Origin of the sequence: Erwinia sp. BNK-24-b, from assembly GCF_047456155.1 — a bacterium.
Lineage (GTDB): Bacteria > Pseudomonadota > Gammaproteobacteria > Enterobacterales > Enterobacteriaceae > Erwinia > Erwinia phyllosphaerae.
In genome coordinates this window covers 496,399-521,008 of the sequence record NZ_CP179901.1, presented here as the reverse complement: position 1 = coordinate 521,008, position 24,610 = coordinate 496,399, and the positions used below count along the sequence as shown (strand labels likewise).

The following is a 24,610-nucleotide window of genomic DNA, read 5'->3' as shown; positions in this document are numbered from 1 at the left end:
CTTAATATCCTTCCGAATCGAGATCGGGATTAAACGCGCGCGTCTGCAGGCGTTCAACCTGAGTCTCTACCCGGCCGTCCGTATACAGATCCAGCCAGCGCCAGCCCGGTGCTTCGGAATCAATCGTAAAATTGGTGCAGTGCGGTTTGAACTGCACGCAGGTGGAAGGCGTGGCCAGCAGGCGACGGCCGTTCCAGTCGAGATCTAAATCCTGATGAATATGGCCGCAAAGCAGCGTGGTCGCCAGCGGATAGCGTTGCAGGACTGCTTCCAGCATATGCGGATTGCGCAGGCTGTGCTGATCGAGCCAGCTGCAACCTGAAGGCAGCGGATGATGATGCAGCAGCACCAGCGTATGGCGTTCAGGCGCAATCGCCAGCGTCTTTTCCAGCCAGTCCAGTTGATAGTCGCTTAGCTCGCCGTACGGTACGCCGAAAACCTGGCTGTCCAGCAGGACGATTTGCCAGTGGTCGCCCAGCAGTACGTGCTTTTCGTCCGCGATTTGCGCTTCGGCCAGCGTGTTAAACATGGCGGGCTGGAAATCGTGATTGCCCGGCAGCCAGACGCAGGGCGCAGGCAGACGAGCGATACCCTCAGCAAAGTGCTGATAGGCTTCGACAGTATGGTCCTGCGCCAGATCGCCAGTTGCGACGATCAGATCGTACGGCTGTTCGCAGGCGGAGACGGCCTGCAGCACCGCGTCAAAACTGGCCCAGGTGTTCACACCCAGCAGCGTTTCATGTTTACCTGCAAAAAGATGAGTGTCGGTTATCTGCAGAACTCTTGCCCGGAAACCACTCTCCACAGGAAGTTTTAACAGGCTATCCAATCAAAATCCTTAGGGTTAACGCTGTCCCGCTGACCTACCATACCGGAACAGCCATTGCGCCGTGCGCCAAACAGTAGCGCAGCCAGTCTGCGAGAAACTGGTTTATCTGGTGCTTTTCATCACGCTGATGCAGCTTTTTATTTGGATAATCATAGCGTGCTTTAAAGCGATAGATCTGCTGAGTTGAACACACTTCCGCCACCATCGCATCGTGATAGAGCCGTACGGACATGGCCGGCAGGCTCCAGTAACTCACGGCTGGCGCGGTCTGCTTTATTTCTACCAGCGTAGTGTAACGCGTTGATTCCTGGATAGTCACCGTATAACTTGCCCCGTTGACCTGCCAGGTGACTGACTCTCCCGCCCGATCTTCTTTCGGCAGCAGACGACGCAGCTGCGCGAAATTGGTTTCGCAGATCCGCATCATTTCAGGGAAATCAGGCACGTAGCGCTTTATCATTCGTTTTTCCACTCGTCTCTTAGTTTTTTATGATGCAGTTCCAGCCATTGCAGAGCGATGACCGAGGCCGCGTTGTCTATTCTCCCCTCTTCCACCCACCGGTAAGCCTGCTCACGGCTTACCACGTGCACAAGAATATCCTCATTCTCTTCCTCCAGACCGTGGTTTCCCTGCGCCACGCTGGCATCCACTTCGCCCACCAGAATCTCCAGCCGCTCGCTGGTGCCGCCAGGGCTCGACAAATAGCTGAGCACTGGCTTAACGCGAGCGGGTTTGATTCCGGCTTCTTCTACTGCTTCACGCCGTACAACCTCTTCCGGCGTTTCGCCCGGTTCGATAATACCGGCCACTAATTCTAACAGCCAGGGCGTTGGGCTGCTGTCAAAAACAGGAATACGGATTTGCTCAATCAGCACAACCCGATCGCTGATGGGATCGTAAGGCAGCAGCACGGCAGCATGACCGCGTTCAAAAACTTCCCGCGCGACTTCTTTGCTCATACCGCCGTTAAACAGACGATGACGGAAGCGGTAACGAGTGAGCGAAAAAAAACCTTTGTAGCATGTTTCTCGTGCGATAATTTCTACATCGTTTTTGGTGAAAGTCACCGGGTATTTTTTCTCGTCGCTCATCGTTTGTTCTCCTTTATCGATATTGCGGAAAATGCAAAATGGCCGCCAGAATCCGCCAGGCTGGTAGTACTTAATGATTAATTTAAGTAAATTGTGGCAACATGGCACTTTCAGCCAACTTATCTTTTTCGTTTACTCTGGTAGAATCGGCGATAATTTTTTTGGCTTACAACAGCGCTACCATAGCAACATTGCTGCACAACAAGGAATGCAAATGAAGAAACTGCTCCCTTTACTTATCGGCCTGGGCCTGGGCGGCTTCAGCGTCGCCAGCCAGGCGGAAAATCTGCTGCAGATCTATCAGCAGGCTCGCTTGTCTAACCCTGATCTTCGCAGTTCTGCAGCCGATCGCGATGCCGCGTTTGAGAAAATCAACGAAGCACGCAGCCCTTTACTGCCTCAGCTGGGCCTGGGTGCTGATTATACTTACAACAACGGTTATCGTGACAGCAGTGGTCTGCACTCCAACACGACCAGCGGCACGCTGCAGCTGACGCAGACCATTTTCGATATGTCGAAATGGCGCGCGCTGACGCTCCAGGAGAAAACGGCAGGTGTTCAGGACGTCACCTACCAGACCGCGCAGCAGAACCTGATTCTCAATACCGCTACCGCTTATTTTAACGTATTAAACGCTATCGACACGCTTTCCTATACCGAAGCGCAGAAACAGTCGATCTACCGTCAGCTGGATCAAACCACCCAGCGCTTTAATGTTGGCCTGGTGGCGATTACTGACGTACAGAACGCGCGCGCGCAGTATGACAGCGTGCTGGCCAGTGAGGTAACGGCCCGCAATAACCTGGACAACAATCTTGAAACGCTGCGCCAGGTAACCGGTAACTACTATTTAAGCCTGGCCTCGCTTAACGTAGACAGCTTTCAAACGCAAAAGCCGCAGCCGGTTAACGCGCTGCTGAAAGAAGCGGAAAGCCGTAACCTTAACCTGCTTTCCGCGCGTCTGAACCAGGATCTGGCACGCGAGCAGATCCGCTACTACGAAACCGGCCACATGCCTACGCTGGATTTAACGGCGCAGTCCGGTTTATCCAACAGCAAATATGGCGGCAGCCGCGCCAACAGCGCCGCCTATCAGGACAGCATCTCTGGTTCCAACCAGGTGGGCCTGAGCTTTACGCTACCGCTGTATAGCGGCGGTTCCGTGACGTCGCAGGTGAAGCAGGCGCAGTATTCTTATGTTGCCGCCAGCGAGCAGCTGGAGAGCGCGCACCGTACCGCAGTACAGACCGTACGCTCCTCCTTCAATAACGTTAATGCTTCTATCAGCAGCATCAACGCCTATAAGCAGGCTGTGGTCTCGGCGCAAAGCTCGCTGGATGCGATGGAAGCGGGTTATCAGGTGGGTACGCGCACTATCGTTGACGTGCTGGATGCCACCACCACGCTTTACAACGCCAAGCAGCAGCTCTCCAACGCGCGTTACAGCTATATGATTAACGAGCTGAATATTAAATCGGCTCTGGGCACGCTGAACGAGCAGGATCTGCAAATGCTGAACAGCCGTCTGGGCAAAGAAGTGCCTACCTCACCAGAAGCGGTTGCACCGGAAAACACGCAGCAGGATGCAGCAGCAAACGGCACGCAGACTGCGGCTTCGCCTGCGGTGCAGCGCGCTGCGGCTCCGGCTGCTGCACGTACGCATAGCGGCAACCCCTTCCGCCACTAAGCGTTTTGGGGCAGCGACGCTGCCCCTTTTAATTTCAAACGTATAACTAAGTAAAGATCCCTTACCAACCCTTACCTGTTGCTTCATTTTCCACCGTCGTTCCCCTATCCTAAGCAGTACCTTTGGGCTCAGGACGAAATATGATGAAACGGACAAAAAAAATTAACCATGCCTCCTTTCGCAAAAGCTGGAGCGCACGTCACCTTACACCGGTAGCCCTGGCGGTTACCGCGGTGTTTATGCTTGCCGGCTGTGAAAAAACGGATGAAACCGTCTCGCTGTATCAGAACGCCGATGACTGTTCTTCAGCCAATCCCGGCAAGAGCGAGCAGTGCACCACTGCTTACAATAATGCCAAAAAAGAGGCGGAGAAGACCGCGCCAAAATATGCTACCCGCGAAGACTGCGTGGCGGAATTTGGCGAAGGCCAGTGTCAGAAAGCGCCTGCTCAGGCCGGGGTCGGCACGACCAATGCAGAGTCGCAGCAAAGCGGCAGCTTCTGGATGCCTTTGATGGCGGGTTATATGATGGGACGCTTGATGGGCGGCGGTGCAGGCTTTGCGCAGCAGCCGCTGTTTACCTCACGCTCGCCGGGCAGCCCGGCCAACGGCAAATTCGTTGACGCCAGCGGTAAAAGCTTTGGTGCCGCCACGCCGGGCCGCACTATGACCGTACCAAAATCCGCGCTGGCGCCAAAACCAATGACCACCAGCACGGTAACGCGCGGCGGCTTTGGTGAAAGCGTCGCGAAGCAGTCCACTATGCAGCGCAGCAGCGCAACGTCCGGTTCCCGCCGGACTTTCGGAGGTTAAACGTGCAACGTCTGGCTATTGCAGAACGCCCCGACTGGCGCGAAAAAGCCACTGAATACGGCTTTCGCTTCCATACCATGCACGGCGAGCCCTACTGGTGCGAAGATGCTTACTACCAGTTCACGCTGCAGCAGATTGAGAGGCTGGAAGACGTAACCGGCGAACTGCATCAGATGTGTTTACAGGTGGTGGACAAAGTGGTCAACAGCGAAGAGCTGCTGGCTAAGTTCCGCATTCCAAAGCATACCTGGGATTTTGTCCGCACATCCTGGAAGACCAGCCAGCCTTCGCTCTATTCGCGTCTGGATCTGGCATGGGACGGTCATGGCGATGCTAAACTGCTGGAGAATAACGCCGATACGCCAACTTCTCTGTACGAGGCGGCTTTTTTCCAGTGGATCTGGCTGGAGGATCAGCTCAGCGCTGGGCGGCTACCTGCCGGTAGCGATCAGTTCAATAGCCTTCAGGAGAAGCTGATAGAGCGCTTTGCGGCACTGCATCAGCAGCACGGCTTCAGCTGGCTGCATTTTGCCTGCTGCCGCGATACGGATGAAGATCGCGGCACGGTGCAATATCTGCAGGATTGTGCGACGGAAGCGGGCTTGCCGAGCGAGTTTCTCTATATCGACGAAATTGGCCTGGGCGAAAAAGGCCAGTTTACCGATGTTCACGACCAGGTGATTAGCAATCTCTTCAAGCTCTACCCCTGGGAGTTTATGCTGCGGGAAACCTTTTCTACCAAGCTGGCCGACGCGGGCGTGCGCTGGCTGGAGCCGGGCTGGAAAAGCATTATTTCCAATAAGGCACTGCTGCCGCTGCTGTGGAAAATGTTTCCCAATCATCCTAACCTGCTGCCCGCTTATTTTGCTGAAGACAGCGTCCCGGCGATGGATAGATATGTGGTTAAACCGCTATTTTCACGTGAAGGCGCCAACATCCGCATTGTGGAAAACGGCAAAGAGATCGCTCGCGCAGATGGCCCTTATGGTGAAGAAGGCATGATCGTTCAGCAGTTCCATCCGCTACCAAAATTTGGCGACAGCTATACGCTTATCGGTAGCTGGCTGATAGACGATCTGCCAGCCGGTATTGGTCTGCGTGAAGATCGTGCCCTGATCACCCAGGATCTTTCGCGCTTTTATCCGCATACGTTTATTGAGTAAGCTTTCAGCCAATCTGTACCGAAAGCATACTTAGCGAAGCCATCTCCAGCCCGTCTACCGGTATGGATACGGCTTCGCCCGGCAGCCGTGCGCCCAGCACGTAAAGCAACGGCAGATAGTGCTCAGGCGTCGGATTAGAAAGTCCGGCCCCCTCATGCTGCATAAAGTTAACCAGCGGATGCTCCTCCGCTGCGCCTTCCCATGCCAGATTGTCGCGAACATAGTTATTAAACGACGCGGCCCAGTCATAAGGTTCCGCCTGTGCCGCCCAGCGAGCCATACGCAAATTGTGCACCACGTTGCCGCTGGCGACGATCATGATGCCCTGCTCACGCAGCGCGGCCAGCTTGCGGCCCAGTTCAAAATGGTATGCGGCAGGTTTCGTCCCGTCCACGCTAAGCTGCACCACCGGGATATCCGCTTCCGGGTACATTTTTATCAACACGCCCCAGCTACCGTGATCGAAGCCCCACTCGCGATCCAGCTGCACGTCTACGGGAGCAAGCGCTTCCGCCACTTTTTTTGCTAATGAAGGGGACCCCGGCGCGGGATAGCGCGTATCAAATAGCGCCTGTGGAAAGCCGCCAAAATCATGGATGGTGCGGGGGTTTTCCATTGCGGTTACCGCCGTGCCGCGCGTGTACCAGTGTGCGGAGACGGCAATAATCCCTTTCGGGCGCGGCAGATCTTGTCCCAGCTTGCGCCAGGCTTCGGTATATATGTTTTCTTCCAGCACGTTCATCGGGCTGCCGTGTCCCAGAAATAGCGCAGGCATCGAATGCGTCATGATAATTCCTCTGAGTAACTTTATAGCCACCAGGTTACGCTCTTTTTTGCCTGGATAAACCCGGATAAGCCTGATGATGATCGTCAGTAATTTTGAGTAAAAAAAATGCTTTTCCAGAGGTTTTTTATTAACAAGCTGTGGGCATGAGCGTCGTGCCAGACAAAGATCCACGCTATGACGTACAGACAGGTATGGGGTGCATGCCTGTTTAATGTTGTAACGACTTACAGCGCAGCAAGCAAAGGCGGAATAAAGAGAACAGGCGCGAAGTAAAGAGAGCAAGGTGCCAAGTAAAGAGAGCAAGGTGCGGAATAAAGAGAACAGGCGCGGAATAAAAAGAGCAAGGTGCGAAGTAAAAGAGCAGGCGCGAAGTAAAAAGAGCAAGGAGCGAAGTAAAAAGAGCAAGGAGCGAAGTAAAAAGAGCAGGCGCGAAGTAAAGAGAGCAAGGTGCGGAGCAAAGAGTGCAAGGAGCGAAGTAAAAAGAGCAAGGTGCGAAGTAAAAAGAGCAAGGAGCGGAGCAAAGAGAGCAAGGTGCGAAGTAAAAGAGCAGGCGCGAAGTAAAAAAGCAGGTGCGGAGTAAAGAAGCAGGATCAAGAGCGTGATGCAGGCGGGCGATCAGGTTCAGTTAATGGTTTTTCAGATTGATAATAGCCCGATCCCGCCGTAGCGGGATCCTGGCAAGGCTGTTAACGCAGTGCGGGTAAACAGCCGAAATAGCCTAGCTTGCCTGACGCGTTTCGCGGCTACGGCGCCAGGCAACCAGATCGTCAATGGTGACGACCGGCATAGCGTGCTGCTTTGCAAATTCGATAGCTTCCGGCGCGTGTGCCATAGAGCCATCGTCATTGGTCAGCTCGCACAGTACGCCAGCGGGTTTGAAACCGGCCAGCGTAACCAGATCGATAGTGGCTTCCGTATGGCCGCCGCGGGTCAATACGCCGCCTTCGCGCGCGCGCAGAGGAAACACGTGTCCCGGACGATGTAAATCGCTCGGTTTGGCGTTATCAGCAATAGCGGCGCGGATAGTGGTGATGCGATCTGTAGCAGAAACGCCGGTGGTGACGCCTTCCGCCGCTTCAATGGTGACGGTAAAACCGGTACCAAAAGAGCTGGTATTGTTTTCCACCATCATCGGCAGTTCAAGCTGGCGACGACGTTCTTCAGTCAGGCACAGGCAAACAATGCCGCTGCCGTGTCTGATGGTCAGCGCCATCTGCTCAACGGTCATGGTTTCTGCGGCGAAAATCATATCGCCTTCGTTTTCACGATCTTCATTATCTAACACCATCACGCCACGCCCGTTGCGTAAGGCGTCGATGGCACGTTCAACACGCTGTTCCGGCGTGCCAAATTCAGAAAGAAGCGTCTGATTCATGGTAAGTAATCCTTTGTTTTCTATGAGTTACCAGAATCAGGGCGAACTTAGGAGCGCAAAAAATAACGGCGAGGCGGGTATAAGCCCGACAGGATACGTTACCCTCTCCCATCCGGACTTTAACCGTCGGCCCCGGAATTACACCGGATCTGCTGACCTTCAGACCTGGAAGATCTGAAGCGCTCGCGGGCTTTCAGCCGTAGCTGATTTACCGCCGGTGGGGAATTTCGCCCCGCCCTGAGAATAAGCCCGTTTACTATAACGCCGAAAAAATAGCAGGGCAACGAACAAAACAGGCAAATCCTTAGCCATTTTGTCGCTTTGGCGTTTTTGGGTTTAACCTTTCAGGTTATGGCATTACACTTAACAAAACTTTGTCGCTATCAGGAAGCCGCCATGATTGACCCAAAAAAAATTGAACAACTTGCCCGCCAGGTTCATGAATCTATGCCAAAAGGGATCCGCGAGTTTGGCGACGACGTCGAGAAGAAGATTCGTCAGACCTTACAGTCACAGCTGACCCGTCTGGATCTGGTTAACCGCGAAGAGTTTGACGTGCAGACGCAGGTACTGCTGCGCACCCGCGAAAAACTGGCGGCGCTGGAAAGCCGCATTGCCGAGCTGGAAAGCCGTCACGTGGATAACACGCCGAAAGAAGTGTTGAAAACAGAAGATATGCAGTAAATTTTCTGACAAGGTGCCGCGATTATCACGGCACCCTGGTCGGTTACGTTCAGACTTACTTTTTCGACTGAATCGCCTTAATGATGTTGCTGGTAGAGATACCGTCTTCGAAATTCAGCACGCGCACTTCGCCGCCGTTTGCCCAAACTTCTTCACTGCCCGCAATCTCTTCCGGTTTGTAATCGCCGCCTTTTACCAGCAGGTCCGGCAGAATATCGGCAATCACTCGCTGCGGCGTATCCTCTTCAAACGCCACCACCCAGTCGACGGCTTCCAGCGCGCCTAACACGATCATGCGGTTTTCCAGCGGATTGACCGGACGGCTTTCGCCTTTCAGCCGTTTGGTAGAGGCGTCGCTGTTAACGGCCACGATCAGGCGGTCGCCGAGCTTACGCGCGTTGGCAAGATAGGAAACGTGCCCGGCATGCAGAATGTCAAAGCAGCCATTGGTCATCACCACTTTTTCGCCGCGACGACGCGCCAGCGCAACCGCATCTTTTAACTGCGCTTCCGTCATCACGCCAAAGCCTGATTCAGGACGGGCGCGAATCGCGTTTTCCAGCTCAACCGTGGAGACGGTGGACGTACCCAGCTTGCCTACCACCACGCCTGCGGCGGCGTTAGCTAAAAAGCAGCTCTCTTCCAGCGTATTGCCTGCGGCCAGCGCGGCGGCCAGTACGCCAATGACCGTATCGCCTGCGCCAGTCACGTCATACACTTCCTGCGCCTGCGTAGGTAAATGGAAAGGCTCTTTGCCAGGCTGCAACAGCGTCATGCCGTTTTCCGAACGCGTAACCAGCAGCGCCGACAGCTCAAACTGCTGCATCAACGCCATGCCACGCTCGACAATTTCCGCTTCGTCTTTGCACTTGCCCGCTACCGCTTCAAATTCTGAAAGGTTTGGCGTCAGGATAGTCGCGCCGCGATAACGTTCAAAATCCGTGCCTTTGGGATCGACCAGCACCGGTACGTTTGCCTCACGGGCGATACGAATAATGCTTTCTACGCTGGCCAGCGCGCCTTTGGCATAGTCTGAAAGCACCAGAGCGCCCGCCGCCGGTAGCGCCTGACGAATGCGCTGATGCAGCGGTTCGACGTCAATGCCGTCAAATCCTTCTTCAAAGTCCAGACGGATCAGCTGCTGGTTGCGGGAGAGCACGCGCAGTTTGGTGATGGTTGGATGCGTGGTAACGGCCACAAAATCACACTGCACGTTAACGTTGGTCAGCGTTTCATTCAGCGCGCGCGCGGCATCGTCCACGCCGGTCAGGCCGACCAGACAAGAGCTGGCGCCAAGCGAGGCAATGTTCATCGCCACGTTGGCCGCGCCGCCGGGACGCTCTTCCACATTGTCTACCTTCACCACCGGAACCGGAGCTTCGGGAGAGATACGGCTGGTTGGCCCATACCAGTAGCGATCCAGCATCACGTCGCCAACAACCAGAACACCCGCACGGTTAAAATCGGGCAGCGTAATTTTCATTCCAGATACTCCAGGCTGCAATCAGTCAAAAAATAGTGCGCGCGATGATAGCACATGGCGGCGATCCCGCACATTGTGCTCCTTTCACGCCTCAAACCAGCGTTGCCAGCTGGCATTTACCACGGCCTGCTCCGCGCTGAACGCCGCTGGCGCGAGCTGGCCCGGCAGCGCCTGTAGCGCTAAATGATGCAGCTCATCGCGAAGCGTCACGTAAGCGCTGGTTAGCGCCTCGGCCTCTTCCTCGCGCATATTGCCATGGTGAGCCAGCAGCGCCAGAATCCGCACGTTATCAGACCAGCGCGTCAGCTCCGGTTCCGCAGCGGCATAGCGTAAGACCAGATATTGCGTAATGAATTCAATATCGGTGATGCCGCCTCGATCCGCTTTGATATCCCACAGTCCTTTTTGCTTGCTGCCAAGGTGGGCGCGCATCTTCTCGCGCATTTCCCGCACCTCCGTTTTCAGCTTTTCCGCCTCGCGAGGCAGGCAAAGAACGCCGCGACGGATAGCGGAAAAACGCTGGCTTAGCGCCGCATCGCCAAAGACGATGCGCGCCCTTACCAGCGCCTGGTGTTCCCAGGTCCAGGCTTCATGACGCTGATAGTCGTCAAACGCGGCAAAGGTACTGACCAGCATGCCCGCCGCGCCGGAAGGACGCAGCCGCGCATCGACCTCGTACAAAATGCCGGATGACGTCCGCGTGCTGAACAGGTGCATAATGCGCTGAGCAAGCCGTAGATAGAACTGGCGGCCGTCAATACTGCGCTCGCCGTCCGTTACCGCTTCTGCGGGACAATCATGTAGAAAAACCAGATCCAGATCCGAACTGTAGCCCAGCTCCCAGCCGCCCAGCTTGCCGTAGCCAATCACGGCAAAGCCCCGCTCCTGCGGATCCTGCAGATGATCGGGACGGCCATAGCGCTGCACCATCATTTGCCAGGCCTGCCGCACCACCTGCTCAATAATGGCTTCAGCTAGCCAGGTCAGATGATCGCTCACCTTCATCACCGGCAGCGTTCCGGCAATGTCGGCAGCGGCAATACGCAGATGCTGCGCCTGCTTAAACTGGCGCAGCGCCTCCAGCTGCTGCTCTTCATCCTCTTCGGGAATACGCAGCAAATACTGCCGCAGCTCATCGCGATAGGCGTCCGTGGCCGTGGGCTGATACAGCGTCGCCGGGTCCAGTAGTTCGTCCAGCAAGAGCGGATAACGCGCCAGCTGGCTGGCCACCATCGGCGAAGCCGCACACAGGCGAATCAGGTGCTTGAGCGCGCCGGGATACTCCGTCAGCAATTCAAGATAGGTAGAGCGCGTGACCACGCCCAGCAGCAGCGGCGTCAGACGACTGAGCGTGACGTCCGCATCGGGTCGCGGGCAAACCTCGCCCAGCAGTCTGGGCATTAGCTGATCCAGCGCCTGACGACCGCGCGGGCCGATGGTACGTTTATCCACATCCTGCCGAAACTCGTTAATGACCCGCAGCAGGTGCTGCTGGGCAGAAGCGGCCAGCTGCGGCACCAGCGGAGCCAGCTCCGGCTCTTCCAGCCGGTCCTGCCACAGCACGCCATATTCGTCCGCCTCCTTTCCTTCTGCGATTTCGGGCGCGTCGTCGCCGATAAGCTCATCGAAAATCGTGCGTACCGCGGCCATATGCTGCTCCAGCCGCTGATACAGCGCCGACCAGTCGGCTACCCCCATTGCCCACGCCAGGCGAGCACGATTGAGGTCGTCTACCGGCAGCGTCTGCGTCTGCTCGTCGTTAATGCTTTGCAGGAGGTTTTCCAGACGGCGCAAATACAGGTAAGCCTCGCGCAGCTGCCGTGCCTGTTCGGTTGGTAACAGATGCAGTGTATCTATAGCCTGTAGCGTCGGCAGAAAGGAGCGCAGCTGTAGCGAGCGCTCACGTCCGCCGCGAATCAGCTGAAATACCTGCACGATAAATTCCGTTTCGCGGATGCCGCCCGCGCCCAGCTTGATGTTGTCGGTCAGGCCACGCCGGCGTACCTCGCGCGCAATCATGCTTTTCATATTGCGCAGCGACTGAATGACGCTGAAATCAATGTAGCGGCGATAGATAAAAGGCCGCAGCATTTGCTCGAGCTCCTGGCTCCAGCGGTCGTCGGCACCGCCCATTAGCCGCGCTTTGACCATCGCATACCTTTCCCAGTCGCGGCCCTGCTCCTGATAGTAATCTTCCAGCGCGGCAAAACTCAGCACCAGCGGCCCGCTGTCGCCAAAAGGACGCAGGCGCATATCGACGCGATAGACAAAGCCGTCGGCGGTTGGCTGATCCAGCACTTTAATCAGCCGCTGCCCCAGCCGGGTAAAAAACTGCGCGTTATCCAGCTCGCGGCGACCGCCCCGGGTAACGCCGTTCTCCGGCCAGGTAAAAATCAGATCGATATCCGAAGAGAAATTCAGCTCGCCGCCACCCAGCTTGCCCATGCCTAAAATCAGCAGCGGCTGCGGTTCTCCTTTGGCATTAACCGGCGTGCCCATTTCGTTACAGCAGGCCTGCCATAGCCAGTCGCGCGCCGCCACGATCAGTATTTCCGCCAGTACGCTTAACTGCCGTAGCGTCTCTTCGGTGGCGCTTAGCGACAGCGCCTGCATCCAGGCGATACGCGTCAGCATGTGACGGCGGAAAAGGCGTAGCTCGCGCATCAGCTCGGCTTCGGTTTTCACCTGAGCCAGCTCCTGCGCCAGCCAGTCGGCGTAATGCCGCCATTCATCCGGCTGCGGCGTTTTTTCCAGCAGCATTTGCCGCCACTCGGGGTAGCGCGCCAGGTTTTCGCTAATAAAATCGCTGAAGGCTACGGCGGCCTGCAGCGCAGGCTCCGCTTCGTGCCAGTCAGCGTTCAGCTGTCCGGCGAGCAACGGGGGCAACGGCGTTAAGGATAAAGGCGACATAGATAATTCCCTGTGTAGTCGGTCAGCGCTTAAATCAGGCGCTGCCGTTTTTCCAGAAGACCGGCTGTTTCAGCGCCTGCTGGCGATAAGTTTCCAGCCAGGCTTCCTGATGGGTTTTAATGGCGTGGGCCAGCTGTTCCCACAGCTCCAGCCAGGAGGTGACGTCCGCTTCGCTATAAGCCCCGGCCAGCAGACGTGCCGCCAGCAGCTGATGCTGCAAACGGGCCAGCTTGTCCTGATATTCATTTACCTGACGCACCCGACTAAAGGTTTCTTTCAGATCGGCAGAAAGGCGGCCCAGCATGATGTCGCAAAAGCGTTTGAAAGAGCCCTGCAGTTTGCTGTCACTCTTTGCATCCATAAATGAACGCCAGCCGTCGCTTGCTATCCAGTTGGTAAGCGCTAACTGGGTCTGTAGCCAGAGCGGCGTAAAGCAGAGGGTCGGCTGCAGTTTTTCCTGCGAAAGCTTGTCCTGCAGCGCGGCCAGCTGTTGACGTAGCTCGCTGCTTGCTTTGCGCGGCACCAGGGTACCAAACAGAGAAAAGGCCTGACGCAGCGTTTCCAGTGCCTGATGAATTTCCTTCAGCGCTGCCGGGTTTCCGCGCATCCACAGCTCTTCGTGATGCTGCCACTGGCTTAACGCCAGCGTGAAGGCGGCACGCATCCCCTCTTCAACCGTGGCTTTCGGCCTGGTTTTCAGGATCGGCAACGGACGCAGTTCAGCCTGGGTTTGTCCCTGGGCAAGCTGATATCCGCGAGCCGCTTTGCTCAGGCTACCCAGGCGCAACCCGCCCATTTCCGCCAGTTCGGCAGCAAAAGCCAGCAGCTCGGCACGCTCGCCTTTTTTCAGCTCCAGCTCAATTTCGTTAAGCGGCTCGCTAAGCTCGTTTGCCTGCACTTCACCGCGATCCAGAGCAACTTCTATCTCGCTATTCAGGTAAGTAACTACCCACTTTTCACGCACAAAATGGGTGCTGAACAGCGGCTTCAGCTGCGCCTGTAGCGCCTGAAGATCGCAACCTTGCGGCCAGATTTCCGCAGGCAGCTTGTCGATAGCCAGTACCGGTTCCTGTATCGGAACATTGTATTCCGGACGCTGATGCAGGCCGCCGACGGTCTGCCCCGCCGCCTTCAACGTCATTTCATAGCTGTCGCCAAAGCCACGAATACGCAGCCCCATGTCCCAGCGCCGCAGCTGGCGCTCCGGCGTTTCAAAATAGATATTGGTCAATTTTTGCGGTGCGCTATGCAGATTTGGCCAGGCAGCAAGAGAGGTCGGCAGCTTTTCAGCGCTTTCGGGCGTAGCAATGAACTTTAACTCGATTTCTATGGTCATATTTTCTTAATCAGATTAGCGGCACGGTTAACAAAAGCCTGATTATACCTCAGGGTAGTCGGCTTTTATTCGGCACATCGTCGAAAACCGCCCGGATATGGACGAGGCTCAGCCAGATATGACGAAAAGAGTAATGCACAACCCCTCTGGCTGTCCTGACTTTCGTGGCGCTTTGCGCGCTGGCTCGCGACGGACCGAGTCCAGGATAGTTCTCATTTAGCTTTATGCGAGCCATCTCCAGACTGTGCCATTACTTTTTTTCCGCTCTCACAAAAAAGATTCCGAATGAAAAAAACGCATTTTATTGGCCTCACTTTACTGACTTTTAGCGTTGCCGCATCGCTCCACGCCGAAGAGAAACGCTACATTTCCGACGAGCTTTCTACCTGGGTGCGCAGCGGCCCCAGCGACAGCTACCGCCTGACCGGCACGCTCAACGCGGGCGAAGAAGTGACGCTGGTGCAAACCAATAATGAAACTCATTATGGACAGATTCGCGATGCCAGCGGACATACTTCCTGGATCCCGCTGGCGCAGTTAAGCCAGCAGCCAAGCCTGCGTACTCGCGTGCCGCAGCTGGAACAGCAGGTCAAAGATCTGACCGATAAGCTGGCAAATATCGACGGCAGCTGGAATCAGCGTACGGCAGAGATGCAAAAGAAAGTAGCGGGTAGCGATAACGCGATTAACGGCCTGAAAGCAGAAAATCAAAAGCTTAGAAACGAGCTGATCGTTGCGCAGAAGAAGGTGAATGCCGCTAACGTGCAGCTGGACGATAAGCAGCGCACCATTATTATGCAGTGGTTTATGTATGGCGGCGGCGTTGCTGGTATCGGCCTGTTGCTGGGCCTGCTGCTGCCGCACATGATCCCCAGCAGAAAGAAAAAAGATCGCTGGATGAACTAGGTGTTTCTGACACTTTTTGCTGCCCTTTTGCGCTTCAGCTCTCAGGCAAGGCTCTGCACAACGGTGGGAGAGGCTCTACACTTCACGTATGATGCCTGAAAATTTTACGTCCGGGAGTAAGTAGTGAAGAGTTACCTTGTCGGTGGCGCGGTACGCGACGCACTGTTAAATTTGCCGGTCAAAGACAAAGATTGGGTCGTGACCGGCGCGTCACCTGCCGAGATGCTGGCGCTTGGTTATCAACAGGTTGGTCGTGATTTCCCGGTCTTCCTGCATCCTGAGACGCAGCAGGAGTACGCGCTGGCACGTACCGAGCGTAAAAACGGTAGCGGCTATACCGGCTTTGTCTGCTATGCCGCGCCGGACGTGACGCTGGAGCAGGATTTGCAGCGTCGCGATCTGACTATTAACGCTATCGCCTGCGATGAAGACGGGCGCTATTACGATCCCTACGGCGGCCGGGCTGATATAGAACAGCGCCAGCTGCGTCACGTTTCCGATGCTTTTAAAGAAGATCCGCTGCGCGTCCTGCGCGTGGCGCGCTTTGCCGCGCGTTTTGCCCATCTTGGTTTTAAGATTGCGGATGAGACAATGGCGCTGATGCGCGAGATGGCGGCCAGCGGCGAACTGGATGAGCTAACGCCGGAACGCGTCTGGAAAGAGACGGAAAAGGCGCTGGAAACGCCCGATCCCCAGGTCTATTTTCAGACGTTACGGGACTGCGGCGCGCTGGCGGTACTTTTTCCTGAACTGGACAACCTTTATGGCGTGCCCGCTCCGGCTAAATGGCATCCGGAAATTGATACAGGCGTGCATACGCTGATGACGCTGGCGATTGCGGCACAGTTAAGCGACGAGGTAGACGTTCGTTTCGCTACGCTGTTTCACGACGTTGGCAAAGCGTTAACGCCACAGGAAAAATGGCCAAGCCATCACGGTCACGGTCTGGCTGGCGTTCCGCTGGTAGAACAGCTTTGCCAGCGGCTGCGCGTACCGAATAACGTGCGCGACCTGGCGCTGCTGGTAACGGAATTTCACGATCTGGTGCATACCGTAGAACGGCAAAGTCCGGAAGCGCTGATCGGCCTTTTCGATCGTATTGATGCATGGCGCAAGCCGCACCGCGTCGAGCAGATTGCCTTGACCAGCGAGGCTGACGCGCGTGGCCGAACAGGTTTTGAAAACAATGCCTATCCGCAGGGCGATTACTTACGCCAGGCGTTTGAAGTTGTGCAGAACGTCTCAACAAAAGAGGTGGTTGCCGCAGGCTTTAAGGGTATTGAAGTCAGGGAAGAGTTAACGCGAAGACGTATTGCAGCGCTACAAAAGTGGCAGGAACAGCAGTGTTAAAAGGAAGCCGGACCAAAGTCCGGCTTTTTTTCTACACAAAAATCATGTATACCGCTGCCGCAATAATAAAGCGGTAGATGGCGAAAGGAACAAAAGAGATACGCTGAATAAGCTTCAGGAACACTTTGATAGCAATAAGCGCCACGACAAAAGCCGTCAGGAAACCAACGGCGAACATTGGCATATCGGCCATGGTCAAAAAGCCCATGCTTTTATAGAGATCCAGCACCGTCGCGCCCATCATCATCGGTACGGCCAGAATGAAGGAAAACTCGGAAGCCGCATAACGACTGACGCCCATCAGCATCCCGCCGGAAATGGTCGCACCGGAACGAGAAAAGCCCGGCCACAGCGCCAGACACTGGAAACAGCCAATGATAAAGGCCTGACGATAAGTCATATCATCAATCCCTACCGCTTTCGGCTGTTTTGGCTTCAGGTACTCTGCCGCCAGTAACAGCAGGCCGCCGACGACCAGCGCATACATCACATTGATGGGGTTAAAGAGCGTTTTAATTTTATCGTGGAAAATCAGCCCGATGACAACAGCCGGAACCATGCCCAGCAGGATATGAATCAGCGTCAGATGGCCTTTGCCTGTGCCTTCGTGAGGCACCTTGCCGAAATGAATACCGATTAAACCAAACAGACGACGCCAGAACATGACCACCACGGCCAGGATAGAACCCAGCTGGATAACCACTTCAAAAGTATCTGCTTTATCACCTTCAAAGCCTAACAGATGACCGACAATGATCATGTGCCCGGTGGAAGAAACAGGGAGAAACTCCGTTAACCCCTCAACAATCCCAAGGATTGCTGCCACCCATAGCTGATGAATATCTGCCATCAAATCTACCCCTATCCGTATAAAAGCCATTAAAAAGGCGGTCGCTTAACGCCACCGCCAAAATTGCGCCCGCTGCAAAGCAGGCCAATCATCAAGACCTCAATAATGTGATTTGGTTTCATCGTGATGGCAATCACCTTGCTGTTATTTCGGAATAGTCCCCCGCTCGATAATTACGCCAACCTGCAACGCCTGTGCCACTGCGCCAGGCTTGCTTAGTTTAATGCGCACCCATGGAGAGCTGAAACGGGTCAGTAGCAGCGTGGCAACCTCTTCTGCTACTCGTTCAACTAACGCAAAACGACCGCCGGCCACGTGCGCAATTATCGCTTCAGAGACGTCGGCGTAGCTCAGGCAGTCATTCACATCGTCGCTGGCCGCCGCCTTGCGGTTGTCCCAGGCCATTTCGACATCGAACACCAGCTTCTGCGAAATGGTCTGTTCCCAGTCATAAACGCCAATGGTGGTGATGACCGACAGCTGTTCAATAAATACAATATCCATGATACGAGTCTCTGTTTTTGTGGTTGCCGGATACCACTTCCGACGGTTTATGCGTATTATCCACGGATGACGAGAACAAAACGACCCCCTGAAGACGGAACGGTGTTATGAGTGTATTCGCGCTTGGTATGATTATTTTCGCGTATCTGTGCGGCTCCATTTCCAGCGCGATTCTGGTTTGCCGACTGTTCAGACTACCCGATCCGCGTCAAAATGGTTCCGGCAATCCTGGTGCCACCAACGTGCTGCGCATCGGCGGCAAAGTGCCGGCGCTGGCCGTACTGCTGTTCGATATTTTGAAAGGTATGCTGCCGGTGTGGCTGGCTTACCACTACGGACTTTCCCCTTTCTGGCTTGGCCTGACCGCTATTGCCGCCTGCCTGGGGCATATCTATCCGGTCTTTTTTCAGTTCAAAGGCGGTAAAGGCGTGGCGACGGCATTTGGTGCTATCGCGCCGATTGGCTGGGACCTGACCGGACTGATGACCGGCACCTGGCTGCTGACCGTGTTGCTAAGCGGTTATTCTTCCTTAGGCGCTATTATCAGCGCACTGATTGCGCCTTTTTATGTGTGGTGGTTTAAGCCACAGCTGACCTTTCCGGTGGCGATGCTATCGTGCCTGGTTCTGTTGCGTCATCACGACAATATCCAGCGTTTGTGGCGCGGTCAGGAAACAAAAATCTGGAAGAAAAAACGCAAATAAATTCCAATAACTTACTGTTTTATATCGTTATTTTTATTGCAAATTCCGGCACGGTTCAATAGGATTGCAAAACCCACTCAGCAGATGTGGGTTTATGTAAAAACGTTAATTACAAGGAATATGTAATGAAAAATTTAACACAGCAAGAAGTAGAACTGGTTAGCGGTGCTGCCACTATCGATAGTAATGGTAACATTGGTTATGAGCCCGCTATTATTTCTCCAGGTACCATTTTTCCGGGCTCTGTCTGGGACATTATTAATATTGATTGTACCTTTGATCCTCGGGACATTATTAATACTGTTTCTACCTTTGTTCCTCGTGACCTTTTAAACACGAGCAACATTGTTTCTGGCTGTACTAATAATATCTTATAGAACTTAAAGAGCTTACTGCACTACTAAAAGCGCCCGGTCTCACCAGCGGTTAGAAGATGCCGGGTAGCTGATAATCTGAATCGGAGATTGTTTTTTTGTCCGGGCCAGGCAGAAACACCGGCTCAGCGCAGGGGGAAACTCTGGCGACTGGCTGAACAGCCTGTCGGACAAGGAATCAGTCATCTGTTTTGCGCCATTGCCTGACGGCAATGGCGCTTTTACATCAGTCGGTCTGCAACGGCGACAGTTCAGCAAGCGGCCAGCGCGGGCGCACGCTGACGCTCAAATCGCCGCTGGTGCCCCCTTTTAGTCTGACCATCCCTGCATAGGCGATCATCGCCCCGTTATCGGTACAGAATTCCGGCCTGGCGTAAAACACTTCTCCGCCGCGCGCACGCATCACATCAGCCATTCTGGCACGTAGCGTACGGTTAGCGCTGACGCCGCCCGCAATCACCAGCCGCGAAAAACCCGTCTGTTCCAGCGCGCGTTTGCATTTGATAATTAACGTATCGACAACCGCATCTTCAAATGCCCGCGCCACGTCGGCGCGCGTCTGATCGTCATTGGCATTCTCACGGATAGTATTAGCCGCATAGGTTTTCAGTCCGGAAAAACTGAAGTCCAGGCCAGGCCTGTCGGTCATTGGCCGTGGGAAAACAAAGCGTTTTTCAACGCCCTGCTGCGCCATTTTTGACAACATTGGCCCACCGGGATAGTCCAGCCCCAGCAGCTTGGCCGTTTTGTCGAACGCCTCGCCCGCCGCATCGTCAACGGATTCGCCAAGCAGCGTGTATTCACCTACGCCGGTGACGCCGATCAGCTGCGTATGCCCGCCAGATACCAATAGCGCGACAAAAGGAAACGCAGGCGGATTCTCTTCCAGCATGGGTGCCAGCAGGTGCCCTTCCATATGGTGTACCGGCACCGCCGGCACGTTCCAGGCAAAAGCCAGCGAGCGGCCAATCGTCGCCCCTACCAGCAGCGCGCCCACAAGGCCAGGGCCTGCGGTATAGGCAACCGCATCAATATCTTGTGCCTGTAGTCCAGCCTCTTGCAAAGCAGCCTGAATTAACGGCACGGTTTTACGCACGTGATCGCGCGAAGCCAGCTCCGGCACCACGCCACCGTAGTCGGCATGGAGTTTGACCTGGCTATAAAGTTGGTTAGCGAGCAAGCCGGCTTTATCGTCGTAGATGGCGATACCGGTTTCATCGCAGGAAGTTTCTATTCCGAGCACACGCATGGCATTTACCTCATTCTTGCGGCGCGCAGTGTAGCATGAAGCCACTCTCCGCTGCGGCAATTTTCCGCGCTATCAGGATGACGTACTGAACTATAAGAAGAAAATTTCATCGCCTCGCTCCGCTGACTGGTGTATAATCATCGCCCTGAAAAAACCGGCAGCCGCACAGGCGCATCTGTTGGTGAGACATTATGCTATGGTGCTTTACAACGCAGCCTGTGTTGGAGTAAAATTCCGCACCATTTTGAAACAAGCTGGCACCGACGTCAGCAGCAAAACCGAATTTATCGAGGTGAGAGTTACATGCCGGTAATTAAAGTACGTGAAAACGAGCCATTTGACGTAGCACTGCGTCGCTTCAAGCGTTCTTGCGAGAAAGCAGGCGTTCTGGCTGAGGTTCGTCGTCGTGAGTTTTATGAAAAACCTACTACCGAACGTAAGCGCGCTAAAGCGTCTGCCGTAAAACGCCACGCGAAGAAACTGGCTCGCGAAAACGCACGCCGCACTCGTCTGTACTAATATTTGAGGGCTTGCCCTCAGGCTTCACAGACAAGTAGTAGTACACAAGGCCGTGCTTTCCGAAAGGAATGCGCGGCTTGTTCTCGTTTATGAGCTGATAAACCGGGGCTTATGGCTGGACGAATTCCACGCGTATTTATCAATGACTTGCTGGCCCGCACGGACATCGTGGATCTTATCGATGCGCGCGTAAAGCTAAAAAAGCAGGGTAAGAACTACCACGCGTGTTGTCCCTTCCATAATGAAAAAACCCCCTCTTTCACCGTCAACGGTGAAAAACAGTTTTACCACTGCTTCGGCTGTGGCGCACACGGCAACGCCATCGATTTTTTGATGAATTACGATCGGCTTGAGTTTGTCGAAAGCATTGAAGAGCTGGCCACCCTGTACGGTCTGGAAGTGCCCTATGAAAGCGGCACCGGCCCAAGCCAGCTTGAGCGGCATCAGCGTCAGAGCCTTTATCAGCTGATGAGTGGCCTGAACGATTTTTATCAGCAGTCGCTTTCTCAAAGCCAGGCGGCAGGCGCGCGAGACTATCTTGCGCAGCGGGGCCTGAGCGATGAGGTTATCCGGCATTTTTCCATTGGCTTTGCGCCTGCGGGCTGGGACAACGCGCTCAAACGTTTTGGCCGTAACCCGGACGACCGCCAGTCGCTGACGGATGCCGGCATGCTGGTAACCAACGATCAGGGACGCAGTTACGACCGTTTTCGCGAACGGATCATGTTTCCGATTCACGACAAGCGTGGACGGGTAACAGGTTTTGGCGGACGCGTTATTGGCGATGCCCTACCGAAATACCTGAACTCGCCGGAAACCGAAATTTTCCATAAAGGCCGCCAGCTGTATGGCCTTTATGAGGCACAAAAGAAACATCCTGAACCCGCAAAGCTGTTAGTGGTTGAAGGCTACATGGACGTGGTAGCACTGGCGCAGTTCGGCATCGACTATGCCGTCGCGTCATTGGGCACTTCCACTACGCCTGAGCATATTCAACTGCTTTTTCGCACCACCGATACGGTGATTTGCTGCTACGACGGTGACAGAGCGGGCCGGGAAGCGGCATGGCGCGCGCTGGAAACCGCATTGCCTTACATGAATGACGGTCGTCAGCTACGCTTTATGTTTCTGCCGGATGGTGAAGATCCCGATACGCTGGTGCGTAAAGAGGGCAAAGAGACGTTTGAAACGCGGATGGAGCAGGCGATGCCGCTCTCCGCTTTTCTGTTCGATACGCTGCTGCCGCAGGTTAATTTGAGCACGCCCGACGGCAGAGCGCAGCTTAGTACGCTAGCTTTGCCGCTGATTAGCCAGGTGCCCGGTGAAACGCTGCGCATCTATCTGCGTCAGGAATTGGGTAATAAACTGGGCATTCTGGACGATAGCCAGCTGGAAAAACTGCTGCCGAAACAGAGCGAAGGCTCGAAGGTGCCTAAGCAGCCCCAGCTAAAACGCACAACCATGCGTATACTGATTGGATTGCTGATTCAAAATCCGGAGCTGGCGACGATAGTGCCTTCGCTGGAAGGACTGGACAACTCGGCGCTTCCGGGCTTTTCGCTATTTGTCGAGCTGGTCAGCACCTGCGTGGCGCATCCTGGCCTGACCACCGGTCAGCTACTAGAGTTATATCGCGGCACAAAATTTAGCCAGAGCCTTGAAACGCTGGCAACGTGGAACCACATGATAGTTGAGGATGAAGTGGAAACCATGTTTAAGGACTCGCTGGCCAGCATGTACGACGCGGCGCTGGAGCGCAGGCTTGAAGAGCTTATCGCGCGTGACCGCACCCACGGATTAAATGCCGGGGAGCGTCGGGAATTCTGGACGCTGAGCCAGGCCTTGAAAAAACAGTAATTAAGCAGCGGCGAAGAATGAGTTGTACAACATTTTGAAGCGTATATCGTCGTTGCTACTTTGAGCGCTCTGTTCCGGCTGATAAGGAATGTGGGCGCGGCTAGAAGAAACCGCTTCACACAGAATATCCGCGGCTTAAGTGCCGATTATCCGCCAGGTCGAGCCTGGCAGCCGCCACGATGGGCAGCGGCAATAATCCAACGCCCTCACTGTTATTGTTGGCTGCTTAAGCTTAGCCGACCAACACCAATCTAATTTAACAGAAGTGTGGATACCGTCTTATGGAGCAAAACCCGCAGTCACAGCTGAAGCTGCTTGTCACCCGTGGTAAGGAGCAAGGCTATCTGACCTATGCCGAGGTCAATGACCATCTGCCGGAAGATATCGTCGACTCCGATCAGATCGAAGACATCATCCAGATGATCAACGACATGGGCATTCAGGTTGTGGAAGAAGCGCCTGATGCCGACGATCTGATGCTGAACGAAAACAGCAGCGACACGGACGAAGATGCTGCCGAAGCGGCTGCTCAGGTGCTCTCCAGCGTTGAATCCGAGATCGGACGTACCACCGACCCGGTGCGCATGTACATGCGCGAAATGGGTACCGTTGAACTGCTGACGCGCGAAGGCGAAATCGACATCGCGAAGCGCATCGAAGACGGTATCAACCAGGTTCAGTGTTCCGTTGCCGAATATCCTGAAGCCATCACCTATTTGCTGGAGCAGTACGATCGCGTTGAAGCGGGCGAGGCTCGCCTTTCCGACATGATCACCGGCTTTGTCGATCCAAACGCGGAAGAGGACATTGCACCTACGGCTACGCACGTAGGCTCTGAACTCTCTGAAGAAGAGCGTGACGACGACGAAGATGAAGACGAAGAGTCTGACGACGACAGCTCTGACGATGACAACAGCATCGATCCGGAACTGGCTCGCGAGAAATTCACCGAGCTGCGCACGCAGTACGAAAAAACGCGTACGGTGATCAAAGCTAGAGGCCGCAGCCATGCTGACGCTATTAGCGAAATCCAGAATCTTTCCGACGTCTTTAAGCAGTTCCGCCTGGTGCCGAAGCAGTTCGACTACCTGGTAAACAACATGCGTACCATGATGGATCGCGTTCGTACTCAGGAACGTATCATCATGAAGCTGTGTGTTGAAATCTGTAAGATGCCGAAAAAGAACTTCATCACGCTGTTTACCGGCAATGAAACCAGCGAAACCTGGTTCAACGCCGCGCTGGCCATGAATAAACCATGGTCTGAAAAGCTGAAGGACGTAGCGGAAGACGTACAGCGCAGCCTGATGAAGCTGGCGCAGATTGAAGAAGAGACCGGCCTGACCATCGAACAGGTAAAAGATATCAACCGTCGCATGTCTATCGGTGAAGCGAAAGCGCGCCGTGCGAAGAAAGAGATGGTTGAAGCTAACCTGCGTCTGGTTATCTCTATTGCTAAAAAGTATACCAACCGTGGCCTGCAGTTCCTGGATCTGATTCAGGAAGGCAACATCGGTCTGATGAAAGCCGTTGATAAGTTTGAATATCGCCGTGGCTATAAGTTCTCTACTTATGCGACCTGGTGGATCCGTCAGGCTATCACCCGCTCTATCGCTGACCAGGCGCGCACCATCCGTATTCCGGTGCATATGATTGAGACGATCAACAAGCTCAACCGTATTTCCCGCCAGATGCTGCAGGAGATGGGCCGCGAGCCAACGCCGGAAGAGCTGGCAGAGCGTATGCTGATGCCGGAAGACAAAATCCGCAAGGTGCTGAAAATCGCTAAAGAGCCAATCTCCATGGAGACGCCGATTGGTGATGATGAAGATTCGCATCTGGGCGACTTCATTGAAGATACCACGCTGGAGTTGCCGCTGGATTCTGCTACCTCTGAGAGCCTGCGTTCCGCGACCCACGACGTGCTGGCCGGGCTGACCGCTCGCGAAGCAAAAGTCCTGCGCATGCGCTTTGGTATCGATATGAACACCGATCATACGCTGGAAGAAGTGGGCAAACAGTTCGACGTTACCCGCGAGCGTATTCGTCAGATTGAAGCGAAAGCGCTGCGCAAGCTGCGTCATCCAAGCCGCTCTGAAGTGCTGCGCAGCTTCCTGGACGATTAATTATCCGGCTGCG

At 54.8% G+C, this 24,610-nt stretch carries 22 protein-coding genes and 1 riboswitch; of the genes, 11 read left to right on the top strand and 11 right to left on the bottom strand.

Going from position 1 to position 24,610, the window contains the following annotated elements:
* Position 1 precedes the first annotated feature (1 nt).
* Genes cpdA through nudF form a run of 3 tightly spaced genes read right to left on the bottom strand, consistent with a single transcriptional unit; the run spans position 2 to position 1,921 of the window.
* Positions 2–829 (bottom strand): 3',5'-cyclic-AMP phosphodiesterase, encoded by an 828-nt coding sequence (gene cpdA, locus ACMGGR_RS02460; RefSeq protein ID WP_246759927.1) that lies wholly within the window; start codon positions 827–829, stop codon positions 2–4.
* A 34-nt stretch (positions 830–863) separates the two neighbouring features.
* Positions 864–1,289, bottom strand: a complete 426-nt coding sequence (locus ACMGGR_RS02455; RefSeq protein WP_246759925.1) for a DUF1249 family protein — start codon at positions 1,287–1,289, stop codon at positions 864–866.
* A complete protein-coding gene (gene nudF, locus ACMGGR_RS02450) occupies positions 1,286–1,921 on the bottom strand; it encodes an ADP-ribose diphosphatase (protein ID WP_246759924.1) in 636 nt (211 codons plus the stop codon). Before nudF ends, ACMGGR_RS02455 begins: the two co-directional genes overlap by 4 nt.
* 214 nt (positions 1,922–2,135) lie before the next feature.
* Here nudF and tolC point away from each other — a divergent pair, with 214 nt between their 5' ends.
* From tolC to ACMGGR_RS02435, 3 genes are all read left to right on the top strand, one after another.
* The gene (tolC, locus tag ACMGGR_RS02445; protein ID WP_414148076.1) at positions 2,136–3,608 is read left to right on the top strand and encodes an outer membrane channel protein TolC; all 1,473 of its coding nucleotides are present in this window, start codon (positions 2,136–2,138) and stop codon (positions 3,606–3,608) included.
* Positions 3,609–3,751: 143 nt separating this feature from the next.
* Complete coding sequence (locus ACMGGR_RS02440) at positions 3,752–4,420, top strand: DUF1190 family protein (RefSeq protein ID WP_246760122.1); 669 nt, start codon at positions 3,752–3,754, stop codon at positions 4,418–4,420.
* Between the two features lie 2 nt (positions 4,421–4,422).
* Positions 4,423–5,583, top strand: a complete 1,161-nt coding sequence (locus ACMGGR_RS02435; protein ID WP_246759922.1) for a glutathionylspermidine synthase family protein — start codon at positions 4,423–4,425, stop codon at positions 5,581–5,583.
* 4 nt (positions 5,584–5,587) lie between these two features.
* Here the strand turns inward: ACMGGR_RS02435 and ygiD are convergent, their stop codons facing one another.
* Both ygiD and ribB read right to left on the bottom strand, forming a co-directional pair.
* Positions 5,588–6,370, bottom strand: coding sequence for a 4,5-DOPA dioxygenase extradiol (gene ygiD / locus ACMGGR_RS02430; protein WP_414148075.1), 783 nt, complete (start codon positions 6,368–6,370; stop codon positions 5,588–5,590).
* Between the two features lie 718 nt (positions 6,371–7,088).
* On the bottom strand, positions 7,089–7,745 hold the full coding sequence (gene ribB / locus ACMGGR_RS02425) for a 3,4-dihydroxy-2-butanone-4-phosphate synthase (protein WP_246759920.1): 657 nt from the start codon (positions 7,743–7,745) through the stop codon (positions 7,089–7,091).
* Between the two features lie 96 nt (positions 7,746–7,841).
* Positions 7,842–7,994, bottom strand: a riboswitch (FMN riboswitch).
* Between the two features lie 147 nt (positions 7,995–8,141).
* On the opposite strand from ribB, the gene ubiK reads away from it, so the two are divergent.
* Positions 8,142–8,429 (top strand): ubiquinone biosynthesis accessory factor UbiK, encoded by a 288-nt coding sequence (gene ubiK / locus ACMGGR_RS02420; protein WP_246759919.1) that lies wholly within the window; start codon positions 8,142–8,144, stop codon positions 8,427–8,429.
* Positions 8,430–8,484: 55 nt separating this feature from the next.
* On the opposite strand, the gene hldE is transcribed toward ubiK, so the two are convergent.
* The 3 genes from hldE to ACMGGR_RS02405 all read right to left on the bottom strand — a co-directional run bounded on the left by hldE (position 8,485) and on the right by ACMGGR_RS02405 (position 14,158).
* Positions 8,485–9,912, bottom strand: coding sequence for a bifunctional D-glycero-beta-D-manno-heptose-7-phosphate kinase/D-glycero-beta-D-manno-heptose 1-phosphate adenylyltransferase HldE (gene hldE / locus ACMGGR_RS02415; RefSeq protein ID WP_246759917.1), 1,428 nt, complete (start codon positions 9,910–9,912; stop codon positions 8,485–8,487).
* 84 nt (positions 9,913–9,996) lie between these two features.
* Positions 9,997–12,822 carry a bifunctional [glutamate--ammonia ligase]-adenylyl-L-tyrosine phosphorylase/[glutamate--ammonia-ligase] adenylyltransferase gene (gene glnE, locus ACMGGR_RS02410; RefSeq protein WP_414148074.1) on the bottom strand — a complete coding sequence of 942 codons (2,826 nt, stop codon included), beginning with the start codon at positions 12,820–12,822 and terminating at the stop codon, positions 9,997–9,999.
* 34 nt (positions 12,823–12,856) lie between these two features.
* Positions 12,857–14,158, bottom strand: coding sequence for an inorganic triphosphatase (locus ACMGGR_RS02405; RefSeq protein WP_414148073.1), 1,302 nt, complete (start codon positions 14,156–14,158; stop codon positions 12,857–12,859).
* A gap of 285 nt (positions 14,159–14,443) precedes the next feature.
* On the opposite strand from ACMGGR_RS02405, the gene ACMGGR_RS02400 reads away from it, so the two are divergent.
* Together ACMGGR_RS02400 and ACMGGR_RS02395 are read left to right on the top strand one after the other, a co-directional pair.
* Complete coding sequence (locus ACMGGR_RS02400) at positions 14,444–15,064, top strand: TIGR04211 family SH3 domain-containing protein (RefSeq protein WP_246759914.1); 621 nt, start codon at positions 14,444–14,446, stop codon at positions 15,062–15,064.
* A 123-nt stretch (positions 15,065–15,187) separates the two neighbouring features.
* On the top strand, positions 15,188–16,414 hold the full coding sequence (locus ACMGGR_RS02395) for a multifunctional CCA addition/repair protein (protein ID WP_414148072.1): 1,227 nt from the start codon (positions 15,188–15,190) through the stop codon (positions 16,412–16,414).
* Between the two features lie 31 nt (positions 16,415–16,445).
* Here the strand turns inward: ACMGGR_RS02395 and bacA are convergent, their stop codons facing one another.
* Positions 16,446–17,264, bottom strand: a complete 819-nt coding sequence (gene bacA / locus ACMGGR_RS02390; RefSeq protein ID WP_246759912.1) for an undecaprenyl-diphosphate phosphatase — start codon at positions 17,262–17,264, stop codon at positions 16,446–16,448.
* A gap of 144 nt (positions 17,265–17,408) precedes the next feature.
* A complete protein-coding gene (gene folB, locus ACMGGR_RS02385) occupies positions 17,409–17,768 on the bottom strand; it encodes a bifunctional dihydroneopterin aldolase/7,8-dihydroneopterin epimerase (RefSeq protein WP_246759911.1) in 360 nt (119 codons plus the stop codon).
* A 107-nt stretch (positions 17,769–17,875) separates the two neighbouring features.
* Here folB and plsY point away from each other — a divergent pair, with 107 nt between their 5' ends.
* Positions 17,876–18,472, top strand: a complete 597-nt coding sequence (gene plsY, locus ACMGGR_RS02380; RefSeq protein WP_246759910.1) for a glycerol-3-phosphate 1-O-acyltransferase PlsY — start codon at positions 17,876–17,878, stop codon at positions 18,470–18,472.
* 125 nt (positions 18,473–18,597) lie between these two features.
* Positions 18,598–18,849, top strand: coding sequence for a hypothetical protein (locus ACMGGR_RS02375; protein ID WP_414148071.1), 252 nt, complete (start codon positions 18,598–18,600; stop codon positions 18,847–18,849).
* Positions 18,850–19,072: 223 nt separating this feature from the next.
* On the opposite strand, the gene tsaD is transcribed toward ACMGGR_RS02375, so the two are convergent.
* Positions 19,073–20,095, bottom strand: a complete 1,023-nt coding sequence (gene tsaD / locus ACMGGR_RS02370; RefSeq protein ID WP_414148070.1) for a tRNA (adenosine(37)-N6)-threonylcarbamoyltransferase complex transferase subunit TsaD — start codon at positions 20,093–20,095, stop codon at positions 19,073–19,075.
* A 303-nt stretch (positions 20,096–20,398) separates the two neighbouring features.
* Between tsaD and rpsU the strand changes: the two genes are divergently transcribed.
* The 3 genes from rpsU (at position 20,399) to rpoD (ending at position 24,597) form a co-directional block, all read left to right on the top strand.
* Positions 20,399–20,614, top strand: a complete 216-nt coding sequence (gene rpsU / locus ACMGGR_RS02365) for a 30S ribosomal protein S21 (RefSeq protein WP_001144069.1) — start codon at positions 20,399–20,401, stop codon at positions 20,612–20,614.
* Positions 20,615–20,725: 111 nt separating this feature from the next.
* Complete coding sequence (gene dnaG / locus ACMGGR_RS02360) at positions 20,726–22,471, top strand: DNA primase (protein ID WP_246759907.1); 1,746 nt, start codon at positions 20,726–20,728, stop codon at positions 22,469–22,471.
* A gap of 281 nt (positions 22,472–22,752) precedes the next feature.
* Complete coding sequence (rpoD, locus tag ACMGGR_RS02355) at positions 22,753–24,597, top strand: RNA polymerase sigma factor RpoD (RefSeq protein WP_414148069.1); 1,845 nt, start codon at positions 22,753–22,755, stop codon at positions 24,595–24,597.
* Positions 24,598–24,610 lie beyond the last annotated feature (13 nt).